The sequence below is a fragment of the Mesorhizobium sp. M6A.T.Ce.TU.002.03.1.1 genome (assembly GCF_003997275.1).
Taxonomy (GTDB): Bacteria; Pseudomonadota; Alphaproteobacteria; order Rhizobiales; family Rhizobiaceae; genus Mesorhizobium; species Mesorhizobium mediterraneum.
In genome coordinates, this window is the sequence record NZ_RZTI01000004.1 from 69,992 (window position 1) to 86,210 (window position 16,219).

Genomic DNA, 16,219 nt, shown 5'->3' on the forward strand with positions numbered 1-16,219 from the left:
GGCAGCTATCAGCATCGCCACTCTTGAAAACATCCGATCCGCAATCGGCGCCATGGCTCATGCTGTTCGACGCCTGCTTTCGGCTAACGAGGGTTGTGGTCCGGGCCGGTGAGCTTCAATTCGCGGGTAGGACAGGCACGATTTCGCCGGTAGTCATATATACGATCGCGCCGCGTGGCGCCGACGCTGCCTCAAGGTAGCGCTGCAACTGCTGGACATACGCAGCGCGGTTCAGGCTTGTGTCGCGATCACTCTTCCAGTCCAGAACTTCCAGGACTTTGCCGTCCTCGATTGCGATCGCATCAACGCGTCCGGCGAGAAGATTGCCGACCCCTATCTCGCCCCAGATAGACAGTTCAGGCGCAAGGACAGGCAAGAGACGTTGCACATACGGCAGCCGATAGGTCTGCAGCGCGGTCGTCGCGAGTGCGCCTGGAGCAGGGAGCGCTCCCTCCGCGGGGTCGATGGCAACAAGCTCGTTGAGAAGACGTTCAGCGCGGGCGGCAACGTCATCCTGCGGTGAAAGTTCGCCCGTCAGAAGTTCCTCCATAAGCTTATGCAGAACCAGCCCGCGAGTCCTGCCGGCCCCAATGGGCTCGATGTATTCGAACGCGCCGCTCGGGTCGGCCGCCATAGTCGGCGCGAGGATTTCGGCACGATCCGCATCGTGGGCACTGGGATTGACCCAGCGCAGTACTGGTGAGGCTGCCTGAACGATTGCGGCTTGCCGTGCGAACGTATCTGCGTCCTGAGGTGACGCGGCCGCGTCGAAATTGGCGGTCGTGCGTGGCTCGAGTTGGTTGAACTTTAATTCCTCAAGCAGGTCGAATCTCAGGTTGAGCAGTTTCGACCACGCGCCTGGCTTGGCCGACGAAAGATTGGGAACGACCAACAGGTCGCGGGCGCGTGTGGAGGCGACATACCACATGCGTTGATTTTCCAGCGCCTGACGCTGCGCTTGCTCTTCGCGAGCACGCTTGAGCGCAGAGGAACAGACGCCGCCGATGATCCAGTGCAGCGTGTTGTCGGATTGACGATGAACGAAACGCTCGGAGGGTCTTGCACGCGTGCCCATGTTGATGGGGATCACCACCGGCCACTCAAGGCCTTTGGCGCTGTGAATGGTCACGATCTCGACCGCGTCCTTCGACGCGTCGATCCGGCCCTCCTGCCGCGAGGCGCGACGGTCCCAATCGAGCTGGAGATGACGGACGAAAGACCGGAGCCCCCGGACGTCAAATGGCCGCGCGAGTTCAACGATGCGATCAAGATTGGCGAGTGAGCGCGCGGCACGGTTGTTGCCGCTGCGCGCAGACAGTGCGACGCGCAGTTGAAGCTGCTCGATGGCCTCGGCCAACAAAATGCGCGGCGTCGTGACGTTCACCCGCGCGCGAAGTTTTTGCAGGATCTCGAGGATGGAACTGGCGATGCGATGGGACACCAGAGCGGGTGGTGTCGTGATGTCAAAGAGGCCCGTCAGTGAAGCGTCTGGTCCGGCCTGATGGACTTCTTCGGCGATGTCGAGCAACTCTTCGTCGTTGAGACCGACCATGGGCCCGCGCATGAAGGCACCGAAGGCAAGCCGGTCGCGCGAATCCGCCAACGTACGCAGCAGCGCCAGAACGTCCTGGGTCTCCTGCTGGAGCAACAGCGTCTTGCCGGCCTGCGATGCGACGGCAAGCCCGAGTGCCTCGAGTGCACGTTCGTAGCGCCATAGGTCAGTGCCGGTTGGAGCAAGCAGGGCAATGTCGCCCGCTTCAAGGAGGCGGCGCCTGCCATCGTGCTCGTCTTCGATCTCGATTGCGCCAACGAGTTTGGAACATATCCGCGCAATGTCGGCCGCCTCGACGTCGCGCTGCTCGGGCATGCCCGCCGTTCGACCGTCGCCAATGGTCACATGGGACGCGGAAGGCAGTCCATGGAAGGCGCCCTCGCGTGTGGCAGTGAGTGCGCCATAGCTCGGCTGACCGTCGGCATCAAGAACCGGTTGGAACGCGGCGTTCACGTAGTCAATGATGCCTGGCTGGCAGCGAAAGTTGGCCCCGATATGGACAACGCGATCGTCCCCCAGGCGTGCAATCGTCCGCTTCGCCTGATTGTAGCTGTCGATGTCGGCGCCACGAAAGGCATAGATGGATTGCTTGGGATCGCCGACCACAAACAGCGCCCCGTCGCGAAGGTCGGCATCCTGCCAGCGATCGGGCATGGCGCGCGCCGCGATCGAAAACAGGATGCTGGCCTGGATGGGATCGGTGTCCTGAAATTCATCGACCAAGATATGCGTAAAGCGTCGACCCACAGCCTCGCGCACGACATCGGTCTTGGTCACAAGGGCATGTGCGCGCAGCAGAAGGTCGTCGAAATCGAGGACAGCCGCGTCGCCCTTGCGCTCAACATAGAGGTCGGTGACGGGGTCGAGGGCACGTGACATCTGATCGACCATGGCATCGCCGATCTGGCCGAGGAGCTCTGCGAATTGCGTTTCACAGTTGTGGGAATGCGTCTCGGCCTGCTGATCGAGTTCCGGTCCTTTGTCCTTGCCATAGGCTGATTTCCAATAGCCGAGATTGCGCTGCTTCTTAAAAGCGAACTCGTTCCATTTCATCGAAGCAGTACGCGGCGGGTCGGCAAGTTCCCATAGCCGAGCAAAGGTTGGCTGCGTCTCGAAGCAGTTCTCATAGAATGCGGCGAGGGTTTCGAACTCTCCAACCAGGGTCCCGGTGCGGCGTTCCTTGGGATAGTCCGCTTGCCAGCGTCTGAAAGCACGGACGCTCTCGACAAATTCGATATCCTTTCGCAGCGAGAAGTCGACCGAAACCGTGCCGGCCCCCGGATGCTCAAGCTTGAGCTTGGCCAGGTCGAAGCTATCCTTGACGACCTTCAAGGGCTCGAATCTGGAGAGGACCGCGACCGGATCCTCGCCCTCCCTTGTATGTAGGGAGAGACGCTCGAACAGCCATTTGGAGATGACGCTCTCGAACATCGCGTCTGCCGCAGGCCCATCCATCATTCTCGACCCGGGGTCGAGTCCCGTTTCGACGGCATAGGCCATGATAATCTGCTGGCAGAACGCGTGAATCGTGCACGCGGTTATCTCGTCGAAGGCATCGATTGCCGACCTGAGGACAGCCTTCCGTTCGTTGAGCAACTCAAGGGTCACAGCCCCGCGCAAGACCTTTGGGATTTCTCCTGCCAGCAGCTGGGTTGCGTATTCGCGAATGCGCAGCGACAGCTCGCTGGCGGCCAGTTCGGTAAACGTAATCGCGGCTATGCTGCGGGGCGGCGTACCGTGCAACATCAGCATGACGACGCGGCCGGCAATCAGCGACGTCTTGCCCGTGCCCGCGGCCGCTTCGACCAGCAATGTCCTGTCGAGTTCCGTGAGAACGCGACTGCGCTCGAGAGCATCGCTCAGCATCACCGCTCCCTCCAAAGGGGCGCGAGCTTGTGCTGCGCGGCGTTGAAACCTTCATCTTTGCGCCGCTGGTAGCGGTCGAGCGCCGCAGGCAGCGCGATCCTGAGTTGGTTGTAGCCTGCGAACGCATCTGGTCCGGGATAGGCGATCCCAGCTCTGAGCCCTTCGACCGCGATATCGATGAAGCGCAGCAGTGTCTCTTCCGCTTGCTCGAGCATGTCGCCTTCAAGACGCGCCGGAGGTTCCATGGTGTCGAGGTAGACGAGGCGGGAGATGATCGTGCTCGCCTCGGGGATGAGTTGTTTGATCGTGACGGCGTAGAGTGCGCGCTGAACTTCCGTTCCGCCGCCGAGGATGACGTTGCGCAGATCGCGCGGCGTCTTCCCGGTCTTGTAGTCGGACATCCGGACGCCACGGCGGTCGGGCTTCACGTCGACACGGTCAATGCGGCCCTTCAAGAGGATGCCGAAACGGCCGATCAGCACCTCTTGGTCTTCGCGCCAGGGATCGGAACGCTTTGCCTGCGATTCAGGCGTGCCGAACGGCACCTCGCTGAAGCTGTGGGTACCAGGACCGAAGCGGTCATCGACCGTGAGTCCGCGGCGGGCCCGTCGCCGTGCCTCTTCGATCGTGTCCAGCCAGAGCAACCTCGGCGGCACTGCCCGGGTCAGCGGCCAGTGCTCCGCGATGCTGTTGGCTGCTGCCTCAAGCGCGCTATCGATTTCTGCTGGCGTTGCGCTGACAAGGCTGGGCATGCGCTCGACCGCGAGGCGCAGCAATTCATGCACGAGCTCACCGAAGGTCACCGCATCGAGTTGCAGCGGCTGAACGGCCAGCTCAGGCGCGGTCATCCCCAACACTCTTAGCCAAACATAGCCCAAGGGATCCCGCAGCAGCCGCCGGAGCGAGGTAGCGGATTGCGGCAAGCTCAGCGCGCGCAGAACAGCCGGATGGTCTTTCCTGAACCCACCGTCATGTGGCGTTGTCTCCAGCGTGCGCGTCCAGTTCGTCCAGCAGGAAACGACGCTCTTCATGCGCGGCAAAGCGATCGCATCCTCGGCACGAGCCAGCAGACGATCACCCTCGCTGAACGCATGCTCCGGCGCTCTCGTCCGGGAAAGAGGACGCTCGGCAACTTGGCGCTGCAGCAACCCGCTCTTGGCGAGGAACGCGCCTTCGGCCGATCGCCTGCTGCGCGACAGCGTAACCTTCGAAGCAGGATGACCGGTCAGGATCTCGAAGGCCAACCTATCCCGCTCGAGCCGGGGCAGGTCAACCAACTCGCGCTCGTTGAGCACATGCTCGGGCAGGAGCGGGTCTGCGTTGTCGCCACGCGGCCAACTTCTGCTCGAAAGCCCAAGCAGACGCATGTGCTTGCGTGGCGCACCAACCAGGTCCGCCGCCCGCGCCCAGACCACATTGTTGGCAGGGTCGCTCTGATCCGCAATGCGCAACGACGTTAGGGTCATCTCCATTGCTGCCGCCGGCGCCAAACGAAGGGCCTCCTGCCAGAGCCCAAGGCTGCTGCCGCGCAGGAGCAACTTTCCGAGTTTGACCGCAGCTTTTGCGCCGTCCACAAGGCCATAAAGCACCGGCATAACGACCGTTGCGATCGGGGAACCATCGGTCCGGGAGAGCGTCTCCAGACTTCGCGCCCAATGCTCCGGCTCAAAGAGACCCGCCTCGGTGGGAATTCCTTTCATCCAGTCAGGCGGAAGCGCCTCCGACAGGTAAGGAGAGAGCAGGGAGAGACGGCGAATGCGATCCTGCGACAGGCCGTTGATCATCGCATCGGCGAGCGCCGCGCAGGTCTGGCCGGCGCGCGTGCTCAGGGCTGAAACGCCGCTGGCGAAATGGATCGGGAGATCCGCGTCCGCCGCGAGGACCAGCATGTGATCATCCCAAGTGCTCAAGTCAGCGCTAGCGATCGCGATGTCGGATGCTTGCGTCACGCCGTCGCTCAACAATTCGCGCGCCCAGCGAAGCGCTTCAACCACCTCCGCGCGGGGATCGGCGCAAACCTCACAGGTCAGATGTTCACGAGGCTGCAAGTTCGTCGCCAGGATCGTGCCAGGAAACCAGCTTTTGTCTTGCGTGCCTGGCGCTTCCCAGGTGATTTCGATGACCGAGGCAAGGGCTTTGACGAGCGGCCGCCAGAGCGGGTCGACGGAAATAAGACGGTGGAGATGAAGAGGGCCGACGACAGCGCGCGCATGAGCGACGCGCGCAAGCGCGCGATCGCGCAGATCCACAGGCAACAGCGCGCCGATTGGAAGATGCTCGCGTAGATAGGCTTCGATGCGACCAAGGTCGTTCAGCCGAGCGCTCGGATAGAGTGGATCGTCAAAGCCAATGTCGGCCGCCCACACACGCTCCAGACTCGAGAGGACCGCCCGTGCCATGCCAGGCCTTGTCTTGACCTTTTCGAGCTCTTCAAAAGTAATCTCTGCGAGTGCTCGAGCAACGATCGGCACAAGGGTTGGGTGATCGGCCAGTCGGCTGAAACCACCTGCGAGGCGCGCAGCGAGCAGCGGGACTGTGGCGACGTCGAGACCGTGGTCACCCGCTTGCGCGGCTGCGACACGCTGCATGCGAAAGGCTAAGGTGCCCTCGACGACGACGGTGTGACGTTCCATGGTGAAAAGGACATTTGTTGCGGCGCTGCAAGCCGGTAATCCGACGGTAGATTCGGACGTATCCTAGATCAGGGACCCCGAACTACAAGGCTGCCCTGTACAAAAGCAGTGAGAACCTTTTCAGATTGCGAGCGGTCGCAGGACCGTAGCAGCGATGCGGGAGTCTCCTCTAGCGTGGTCAGCGATATCAACCTTCGACATCGGGGAGGCGAGCAGAGGTGGCTTGATGATTTATTTTGGAGTGGCAGCTTAGTGGTAGTTCTGCTCGAATAGCGGACTGACAGCTTCCGGCCCCTTCCAGGCATTCACAATGCCGGCCGGTCGCCGAACTGACCCAGAGCTGTTGACGTCGAAAACACATAAGCCGCTAGATGTTCGCCTTTTGTGCTTCCAAAGTCGCATAAAAGGGCAGTGTGGAACACAGCGTTGTAAGGATGGCATAGAGAAGCAGTAGCCCCTTCTTTAGTCTCGCTACGGGAAAAATTCTGGAAAATGGGTCTGCTTGGCTGGACGCAGAACGTTGTGCTTATTCAGCCGGCATTTCTGAAGCTTCTCGAACACAAACAGCTTGCCTTCGCGCACGCCGTCTTCGAGCGGCTTCGCCTTCGCCAGATGCGCCGCAATCGCGCTGGCCAGCATGCAACCTGTCCCGCGCATCGATGTGGCAAGCCGCGGTGCATCGAAGCGGATTGGTTGTTGATCGGAACGCAACAGAATATCAGTCGACCGGGGTCCCGACGCATGCCCACCCTTGATCAGCAGGGCTTGAGGACCGGCGGCCAGCAATCTTTGTCCTTGTTGCAGCGCTCCGTGCTCATCCGATGCCAGTTCGGAGCCAATAAGGAGCGCCAGTTCAGGGAGGTTGGGCGTGACAATGCAGCAAAGCGGCATCAGATCGCGCTTCATGGCGGCGATAGCGCCTGCTTCTAGAAGTGGGCGGCCTGAAGTGGAGGCCAGCACAGGGTCGAGTACTGCCGGCACTTGCGGAAATTTGCGCAGCACTGCGGCAACGGCAACAATGATCTTGGCAGTCGCCAGCATGCCGATCTTGATTGTGGCCACGTCGTTGGCCTGCAGCGCGGCGCACATCTGATTGGCCACCAGGCTAGGCGGCGAATGATGGATTTCGATCACGGCGTCGTGCGTTTGCACCGTTAGCGCTGTGACGGCGAGACGGGTGCGCACGCCAATGGCAGAGATCGTCTCGATGTCGCGTGCTATTCCAGCACCCCCGCTGGAATCTGATCCGCCAACGACAAGCACATGCGGTTCTCGTCTCATCGCCATCGGTCCGTCTTTTTGATCCATTCTCGCGTGCGCGCTTCGGGGTCGGAGCTCAACGTGATATCGGTGACCACTGCCGCGCTGTTGGCTCCGGCCTCAAAGACGCCGTCGAGGCGGTCGGGGTTGAGGCCGCCGATGGCGACCAATGGGATCGGCGTCACTCGCCGGTTCCACTCGCTGATCCGCTCTAGCCCTTGTGGCGCCCACTTCATCTTCTTCAAGACGGTGGGATAGATCGGACCGAGCGCGACATAGTCGGGCTCAGCAAACATGGCCGTTTCCAGCTCGACATGATCATGCGTGCTCAACCCGAGCCTGACACCGGCTGACCGTATCCTCGAGAGGTCGGCGGTTTGCAGATCCTCCTGGCCGAGATGCACGAAATCGCAGCCCTCCTCGATTGCCAGACGCCAATGATCGTTGACGATGAGCTGGCTTTTGTATTGGACACACAAGGCCTTCGACTTGCGGATCTCCGCGCGCAGCCCGGTTTCGTCCATGGTCTTGATGCGAAGCTGCACCAGCTTGACGCCGAGCGGCACCAGCCGCTCGATCCAGGCTGCACTATCGACGATCAGATAGAAGGGATCGAGCTTCATGAAAAAACCGCCCTGCCGATCGTCGGCGTTGACGGCATCGCGACCTCGCGCGGTTCGAGCATTCCCGAGCAAAAGGCTTCGCGGCCGGCTTCGACCGCCTTGCCGAAAGCACGCGCCATGCCGACCGGATCGGCCGCCTTGGCGACCGCCGTGTTCAGGAGCACGGCGTCAAAGCCGAGTTCCATGACGGTCGCCGCGTGCGACGGCCGTCCGAGCCCTGCATCCACAATCAGCGGGACGCCTGGGAATTGTGCGCGCATCGAGCGCAGCGCCGGAATGTTGACCGGTCCCAGGGCGGAACCGATCGGTGCGCACCACGGCATCAGGACCTTGCAGCCCGCTTCCAGCAGCCGCTCGGCGACGACAAGATCGTCGGTGGTATAGGGAAATACCGAAAAGCCGTCCTCGGACAGGATGCGGGCGGCTTCGACCAAGCCGAACACGTCAGGCTGCAGTGTGTCGTGGTTGCCGATCACTTCGAGCTTGATCCAGCTCGTCCCGAACACTTCGCGCGCCATTTTCGCTGTGGTGACCGCTTCCTTGACGGAGTGGCAGCCTGCCGTGTTGGGAAGGACCCTCGTGCCAAGCGAGCGGATCAGCGACCAGAATTCTTCGCCGGCCCTGCCGCCCGCCATCTCGCGGCGCAACGAGACAGTCACCACCGACGTGCCCGATGCGCTAACCGCATCGGCAAGGATGGCCGGCGAAGGATATTGAGCCGTGCCGAGAAGCAGCCGCGAGGAAAGCGCCGTTCCAAGAAGATCGAACATGCTAGCCTCCCTGCATGGGTGAGAGGATTTCGATCCGGTCGCCGTCGCTCAACTGGAACTCCGCCCGGTTGGCTTTGTGCACCAGGTCGCTGTTGACGGCCGTCGCCAGCCAATCGCCCTCATAGTCGAGCGCGGCAAGCAGTTCGGCCAGCGTGGTGGCGGCCACCTCATGCGCTTCGCCGTTGACCATCAATTTCATGAGCAAGCTCCTTGGTTCCGTCTTGATTGAAAACCAGGTCGGCAGCCTGGCGCGCCATGGCTGGGGCGAGGAGAAAGCCGTGACGATAGAGCCCGTTGATGGCTATGATCTCGCCGTTCGTTTCTACGCGCGGCAGGTTGTCGGGAAAGGCTGGACGGACGCCGACACCGGTTTCAACGATCTCGGCCTCGCCAAAGGCCGGATGGAGGGCGTAGGCGGCACCCAGCAGCTCCATCATCGATCGCGCCGTGACCGGTCCGACGGACTGGCTTTCAATCATCGTCGCGCCGATCATGAAACGGTGGTCGGTGCGTGGCACCACGTAGAGCGGAAAGCGCGGATGAAGCAGCCTGACTGGGCGCGACAGCGAGACATCAGGCGTATTCAGGATCAGCATCTCGCCGCGAACGCCGCGCAGTCGGCCATCGCCCGCGGCCATTCCCGTGCATTCGATCTGGCGATCGAAACCGGCACCAGCCGAAGCGTCGGCGCCGAAGTGGAACTCGACGCCCATCGCCGCCAGCCCATCATGAAGTGCTGCCATCGCCTGACGCGGGTCGAGATGGGCTTCGTCGGGGAAGAGCAGTCCGCGGCGGAAGCGGCCGGCGAGGTCGGGCTCGAGCAACACGATTTCATCCTCATCGACACGCCGATGACCCGAGGTGCGGCTGGCGAACCGGTCGAGTTCGCCCGCATCGCGCGGTGCGGCCACGAGCAGCGTGCCGGCCCGTGTGACCTGGCCTGGCGTCGCCGCATCCCACCAGTCGGCGGCATCGCGTCCGAGATCGAGCACCGGCTGCTCGGCGCTTTCGCACTCGCACCACGGCGCCAGCATGCCGCCGGCGAACCACGATGCATTGCCGCCGATGCCGTGCCGGATCTCGGCGACTGTGACCGTCGCGCCTCGGATGGCGAGTTCGAAGGCCGCGGCAAGGCCGGCAACGCCGGCCCCTTTGACCAGCACCCTCATGACGGTTCCGGCGCCTCTGGCATGAGCGGTACGCCGGCCTCGTCCGCTGGCATGTAGAGATCGCCACCTTCGCGATATTTTGCCGCCATGGCCGCCATGCCCTCTTTCTGGGCCTCGGCACGGATGTCGTGGGAGATGCGCATGGAGCAGAATTTCGGCCCGCACATCGAGCAGAAATGCGCCACTTTGTGCGCTTCCTTGGGCAAGGTCTGGTCGTGGAAGGAGCGTGCTGTTTCGGGGTCGAGCGACAGGTTGAACTGGTCCTCCCAGCGGAACTCGAAGCGCGCGCGGGAAAGGGCATTGTCCCTGACTTTCGCCGCCGGATGCCCCTTCGCCAGATCGGCCGCATGGGCGGCTATCTTGTAGGTGATGACGCCTACCTTGACGTCGTTGCGGTCGGGAAGGCCGAGATGCTCCTTCGGCGTGACGTAGCAAAGCATTGCGGTGCCGAACCAGCCTATCATGGCGGCGCCGATCCCTGAGGTGATGTGGTCATAGCCAGGCGCGATATCGGTCGTCAGCGGTCCAAGCGTATAGAACGGCGCCTCTCCGCAGACGGCGAGCTGCTTGTCCATGTTCTCCTTGATCTTGTGCATCGGCACGTGGCCCGGGCCTTCGATCATCACCTGGCAGTCCTTCGCCCAGGCGACCTGCGTCAGCTCGCCGAGCGTTTCCAATTCGGCGAATTGCGCTGCGTCATTGGCGTCGGCGATCGAGCCTGGACGAAGCCCGTCGCCGAGTGAAAAGGACACATCATAGGCGCGGCAGATGTCGCAGATTTCCGCGAAATGCTCGTAGAGGAAGCTCTCCCGGTGATGGTGCAGGCACCATTTGGCCATGATCGATCCGCCGCGCGAGACGATGCCCGTGACCCGGTCTACGGTCAGCGGGATGTAGTGCAGCCGCACGCCGGCGTGGATGGTGAAATAGTCGACACCCTGTTCGGCCTGCTCGATCAGCGTGTCGCGGTAGACCTCCCAAGTCAGGTCCTCGGCAATGCCGTTGACCTTTTCGAGAGCCTGGTAGAGCGGCACCGTGCCGATCGGCACCGGCGAATTGCGCACGATCCATTCGCGGATGTTGCGGATATTGCGGCCGGTCGACAGGTCCATCACCGTGTCGGCGCCCCAGCGGATCGCCCAGACCATTTTTTCGACCTCTTCGGCCATTGACGATGTGACAGCGGAGTTACCGATGTTGGCGTTGATCTTGACCAGGAAATTTCGCCCGATGATCATCGGTTCGCTCTCTGGATGATTGATGTTGGCGGGAATGATCGCCCGCCCGCGCGCCACCTCGTCGCGCACGAATTCCGGCGTGACGAAGTCCGGGATCGCCGCGCCGAAGCTCTCACCGTCGCGCTCAAGCTTGCCGCGCACGATCTCGCGTCCAAGGTTCTCGCGGATAGCCACGGACTCCATTTCAGGCGTAATGATGCCGGCGCGCGCATAGGCAAGCTGAGTCACCGCCTTGCCGGCCTTGGCCCTGAGAGGCCGGTTGCGAATGGGGAATTCCGGCGTCAGGCGCTCGCCCGTGACGAATCCATTGTCTTCCGGCCGGACATGGCGGCCGTCATAGGCCTCGACATCGCCGCGAGCCGTGATCCATTCGTGGCGAAGCCGGGCAAGGCCCCTTTCCATGCTGGTTTCGACAGTCGGGTCCGTATAGGGGCCGGACGGATCGTAGACGGTGACGGGTGGCTCGCCGGCAGTCGGATGAACAGAGATTTCGCGCATCGGCACCCTGATCTGGGGGTGGAGGAGGCCGGGCTTGTGGATTTTCCGCGAGGCGGGCAGTGGTCCCGTCGACACGGCGGGGGTGAGGGCATTCATCGTGAGGCTCCTTTGCTCATGCATTGGAGACCCAGTTCTGTGCCGGAAGGATGAAAAGACGCTTCTGTCGACCTGCCGAAACAGGACCTCGGGCATAAACTCCCGCAAAGCGCTTGCACCGTCCCTACGCCAGTATGAACTGGATCAGGTTCAACGGGTCACTGCGCCGCGAAAGCAAGCAGTATCTCAGCCCCTTGCCGGGACTCCCCTGGTGAATGCGTCAGGTTGGACGGGCCGACGCTATCTTGTCAAGCGCATTCGGGCGCCTTCGGCCGGTGGCGATGACCGGCGGCCTGTCAAAACCGGGCGGAGAGCTCGCGCATGCATCGGGGACAAGTCACGCCCCGGAGACCAGGGCTGGAATGGCCAAAGCCTCTTTCGCTTCGTGAAGGATGGAGAAACTGTATCGGCCATGTGCGTCGAGATCCACCGAGTAGCTCAGGCGGTCACGGATGTGGTTATCCTGGTCCAAGGTGACGATTCGCGGCTTCAGCGAGGTGATTTGCACCTCGTCCAGGTAGATGGAGTTGCAGATAATGATCTGGTCGTCGGGCTGGCAGGTGCGGGCGGCCGCTCGATTCAGGATGCAGCATCGGCGGCGTTCCCGATACCAATGATATCTTGCGGGCAACTTATGCAATCACCGGCTTCGTAAAACCCGACGGCGGCGGCCGTGTCCTGGCGCTGAGGATGTGCCGCTGTTCCAGCAGAGAAATCGCATGGGCCGCGGAGTTTTCGCTCTGCGTGGACGAGTTGACGCAATCGTTTAGCTTGCTTGCAGTTCGTACGACCGCCTTTGAAAGCAACTAAGCTATTGCATGCGGCGATCGATCGCTACATATCCGGCCGCCATTATCCGAGTATTGATCCGCCTGCTGTTGGCGTTGCCGTACATGGCAATCCCTGCGGGGTCGTCGGCGGCCGGATCGGCCGTGCCCTCCAGTCTGAATTCCCCTGCCGAAAACTTCCCTGGCTTGGCTATGCATGCGGTAGATGAGATCGCCGCCTACCGCGACCTGGTCGAGGAAGGCATCGACGCGAAGAATATCGCCGCCCAGTTCGGACAGTCTGGTTATCGCCATGCGTCAGCGGCTCAGACTTGCGGTCTCGAGAGCGGCCTTGCGGGTCACCTCCCTTATGATTCAGATGTTGGAAGACGGCTTCTCGTTACCAATAGAAATGGCGACTACGGAACGCGATCGCGGCCATCAGGAAACACCTGTCTTCGGCTCAACCTCGACATGGCGTCCGATCGACCGCAGATATACAGCTATCTCGTCCATGAGATGATCGCGTTCGCCGTAGATTTCAGCAATCCTACGCAGCTGTGGCTCGACGGCCCTCCGTTGCGCCGGCGTCAAATCAGCATCGCCAAAGACGTATCCCAAGTTGCCAATCGCGCAAATGTTGCAGCCGGCGTCCGCAACTGCTTGCACGAATGCGGGAATGTCTTTTTCTTGCATGGTCTTCATGTCGAATCTCTCGTGAATGGCGAGCTCGCGCCCCCATGCTGCCTTTTCAGCGTGTCCTCTGGGCGGCGCAAGCCTTGAGCGTGGTTGTGCCCGGGCAACCTCGACTATCCCGTCTGCCACGCTCTTTAGAGTCGGTGGGGTCTGGTGATCGCAGGCTGGGCCACTCAAAAGCCTGCAAGAAGAAAGTCATGGCGACCATTGCTCAAGATCGCAAGGGTGCGTGCAAGACCTTCCGTTGGCAGTCATGCACGCCCACTCAGAGAGAGTCCGGCCGCGGAAATTCTCCCTTATTCGTAAGAAAGCTCATTGAGCAACTGGGCATTGAGCAACTGGGTCTCACGTCGCGGGTCTCGTGTGCTTCACAGCCGAAAATAGGGTACCGCCGTGGCAATTCTCGAAAAGTGCAGGTTACCTCGTTCAGGACACGGCGGATTGCCTTCCGACGGCACCCTTGCTGCAACGTGCGACCTAACGAGACATATCTCGTTCGCGTTCCCTCGACCTGTCTTCGTATTGCTGCTTGCCCTGCGATTTCAGGCCCTCTGCTAGCTCCTCGGCCGCTCTTTGGCCTGCAATGTCACTATTCAAGATCATGTCCGGCATCCCTGGATGGTGATAACCGTAACGCGCATGCAGCTTCCCTCAAGCGCAGCGCGTATCCGTCGATTAGTTTCGTCGTCCGGAACCCGAAGCCCTTATCCGGCCTGGTGTATCCATCATTCAACCGGTATACCGTTCCAAACTTTGGCGGACCATTTACCTCAGGCATGATCATCTCGCGTGACATTGTTTTTTGGCGGCGCCATCATCGCACGTGGCATTTTCTAAAAATCAAGACGTGTTAATTTGTAAAATCAGGGATGTGGCCGCGCCCGCTGCGAGGATTTGCAGGTAGCTCTTCAGCTCCAACACGATGTGTGAGGCGGCGGTGGAAAAAGGCAACCGACTTTTAATTGGCGGTACTCACTTCGGAAGCGCTGCAATCGATCCTGAGGATACTATTGATCGCGAGCGCCCAATGCGTCCGCCGTTGGATCCAGGTGACCTCGCCGCTCGCTCCGCGTTCGGCGCCCGTCGCAGAAAGGTAATCGCGCAATTGCTGCACATGCGCCTCGCGGACGTAGGCGTGGGATTCACGTCCGATTTCCAATTGATCGCGGCGTCGACCCGTCCTTTGATGATCGCGAAGGCATCGGCCCGTCCGGCGATATGCTTCGTCGCGAGCTCAGATTGCGATCTCGGGCACAAGGCGAGATCACAGTTCTGCGATCTGTGGTAACGCGAGCCCGCGAAGCGCCGCCGCGGCCTCTCTTTGGAATCTGGCCGAGAATCGTCGTCGTCTGAGATCAGTTGATCGAGCAGTTCGCGCGCGCGGGACGCGCTTGCGTCCAGTCTCTCCCGCGAGCTCGCCCGTGACAAGCTCCTCCATCAGCTTCTGAAGGATGACGCCCCGACGCGCTCCGGCACCGACCACCTCCGGATGCTCAACGTGGCTCTCTGAGGTCACGACCCCATCGAGAGGGTCGCCCAGCCGATCAGCGTCGTGCCAACTGGGCCGGCGCCAGACGACCGGTGGGGCACTTTCCTCAATGCACCGCTGTTCGGCGGCAAACATGTCGGAAGACTGCTCGTTCGGCCGGGAGGCCAGCGGCTGCGTTTCCCGACGCGCAAAGGACGAAGCTCCAGCTCGGGAATTTCATACTGACGCAGATCGATAGAGCTGAACCAGGAGTCTTTTGACGCCTGAGGGTGTGTGGGACAATCAGAATATCTCGCACCCGTATGCAGGCCACATACCAGGTACGCTCACGCTGATTGGCATCTCGCCGGTTCACCGCCATTGCCTCAAGATGGCGGCCCCGCGACACGCTGTGTGGGGTTTGTCAGGTCCGCGCCACAGGCTTGGTAAGCCGATGTGTTGTTTGCCGTCGGCTAAAGAGCTGAACAGCAAGCATAAACTTCTGTCGCCGGCTCGATCCGTCAGATTGGAACGAGATTTGCACCCTTGAGGGTGAGACGACGGCAGCAGCCGACCGGCTCTCCTGTCGCGGACCCCGCGATCGACATAACCAAGGAAGGAGCCCAGCATAGCACAGGCACCGCCAGCCGAGAACTCCCCGATGGCCGGCGCGAGCCATGGGTCGGTGGTAGATCGGCTGGTCGGCATCGACCTCGCTCGGGGCCTGGCTGTCTTCGGGATGTGTGCCGCCCATCTCGGTCCCGACCCCGGCGAAGGAGGACTAGTCGGGTTTCTGATGGAACTAACCCATGGGCGGTCGTCCGCCCTGTTTGCCGTATTGGCTGTTTTTTCGATTCTCCTGATTACCGGTCGCAAGGCGCCGAAGTCGGGGGTTGCAGGTAGACAGGCCATTGCCAGAGTCGCAATTCGTGCCCTTGTTTTGGTCGCGCCCGGGATGCGGCCCGACGCTTGGGCGGTGCCATGAAAGATGAAATGGCCGCCTCCGGTCTCGTTGACGAATTGGAGGCTATGGTGGCAAATAGGCGCGTTGTCTGATCGCCGCTTTGATACTGGCGGTCCGATCCTGCTCAGACATTTAGATCCTTCAAGTTCACCTTCGGCCGCGTCGGCATCTTGCCGACTGGCTTTACGCATCCACGTCATTCCGCCGATGCTTCTGCACCGGGCCAAGTCGACATTTATCCCCACTTGGTGCCTCTTACAGACCATCGTGTTTCAGCATCAGTCGGTTCCTATTTTGCCGAGACTCAGGACCGATTGATACTGTGCCGTTAGTGAACGCTACCCGGGATCTCGACTGGCTAAAGGCTCGTTGTTCGCAGCTCATCCTGGCCAAGACGTTGTTAGCTGGCCATTTCAACACCATCGAAGTGGCTGACCAGGTGAATGCAATGCTCGACCGCTTCCTAGCAGTCGGCCTCCGACGCCGCGCCACTACGCGTAAGTAAAATATGTGCGCAGGACGCTGCATACACGTTAGTGGTGGGTTTGGTCGGGTTACGACCGTCGATCAGCTGACCAGCTGTTTGATCGGGAGCTGGATCATCTGCCGCCGGAGGCGC

Annotated in this window: 9 protein-coding genes, 1 pseudogene and 1 riboswitch; all 10 genes and pseudogenes read right to left on the bottom strand. The window is 61.4% G+C overall.

Going from position 1 to position 16,219, the window contains the following annotated elements; translation table 11 throughout:
* Positions 1 to 115 precede the first annotated feature (115 nt).
* The 10 genes and pseudogenes from EOC93_RS02595 to EOC93_RS02640 all read right to left on the bottom strand — a co-directional run bounded on the left by EOC93_RS02595 (position 116) and on the right by EOC93_RS02640 (position 13,177).
* Entirely contained in the window at positions 116 to 3,418 is a 3,303-nt protein-coding gene (locus EOC93_RS02595; protein ID WP_127203774.1) for a UvrD-helicase domain-containing protein, read from the bottom strand.
* Entirely contained in the window at positions 3,418 to 6,051 is a 2,634-nt protein-coding gene (locus EOC93_RS02600) for a PD-(D/E)XK nuclease family protein (RefSeq protein ID WP_126104940.1), read from the bottom strand. Before EOC93_RS02600 ends, EOC93_RS02595 begins: the two co-directional genes overlap by 1 nt.
* A gap of 471 nt (positions 6,052 to 6,522) precedes the next feature.
* Positions 6,523 to 7,338, bottom strand: a complete 816-nt coding sequence (locus EOC93_RS02605; protein WP_127203784.1) for a hydroxymethylpyrimidine/phosphomethylpyrimidine kinase — start codon at positions 7,336 to 7,338, stop codon at positions 6,523 to 6,525.
* Entirely contained in the window at positions 7,329 to 7,934 is a 606-nt protein-coding gene (locus EOC93_RS02610) for a thiamine phosphate synthase (protein WP_095486989.1), read from the bottom strand. The genes EOC93_RS02605 and EOC93_RS02610 overlap by 10 nt, the downstream gene beginning before the upstream one ends.
* A complete protein-coding gene (locus EOC93_RS02615; protein WP_095486991.1) occupies positions 7,931 to 8,704 on the bottom strand; it encodes a thiazole synthase in 774 nt (257 codons plus the stop codon). Before EOC93_RS02615 ends, EOC93_RS02610 begins: the two co-directional genes overlap by 4 nt.
* Position 8,705: 1 nt before the next feature.
* Entirely contained in the window at positions 8,706 to 8,903 is a 198-nt protein-coding gene (gene thiS / locus EOC93_RS02620) for a sulfur carrier protein ThiS (protein WP_095486993.1), read from the bottom strand.
* Positions 8,872 to 9,873 (bottom strand): glycine oxidase ThiO, encoded by a 1,002-nt coding sequence (gene thiO, locus EOC93_RS02625; protein ID WP_095486995.1) that lies wholly within the window; start codon positions 9,871 to 9,873, stop codon positions 8,872 to 8,874. Before thiO ends, thiS begins: the two co-directional genes overlap by 32 nt.
* Complete coding sequence (thiC, locus tag EOC93_RS02630; RefSeq protein ID WP_095486997.1) at positions 9,870 to 11,705, bottom strand: phosphomethylpyrimidine synthase ThiC; 1,836 nt, start codon at positions 11,703 to 11,705, stop codon at positions 9,870 to 9,872. The genes thiO and thiC overlap by 4 nt, the downstream gene beginning before the upstream one ends.
* A gap of 103 nt (positions 11,706 to 11,808) precedes the next feature.
* A riboswitch (TPP riboswitch) is annotated at positions 11,809 to 11,925 on the bottom strand.
* Positions 11,926 to 12,042: 117 nt separating this feature from the next.
* Positions 12,043 to 12,300: pseudogene (locus EOC93_RS02635) on the bottom strand (aspartate 1-decarboxylase); the annotation flags it as partial.
* A gap of 613 nt (positions 12,301 to 12,913) precedes the next feature.
* Positions 12,914 to 13,177 carry a hypothetical protein gene (locus tag EOC93_RS02640; protein ID WP_095487001.1) on the bottom strand — a complete coding sequence of 88 codons (264 nt, stop codon included), beginning with the start codon at positions 13,175 to 13,177 and terminating at the stop codon, positions 12,914 to 12,916.
* Positions 13,178 to 16,219 lie beyond the last annotated feature (3,042 nt).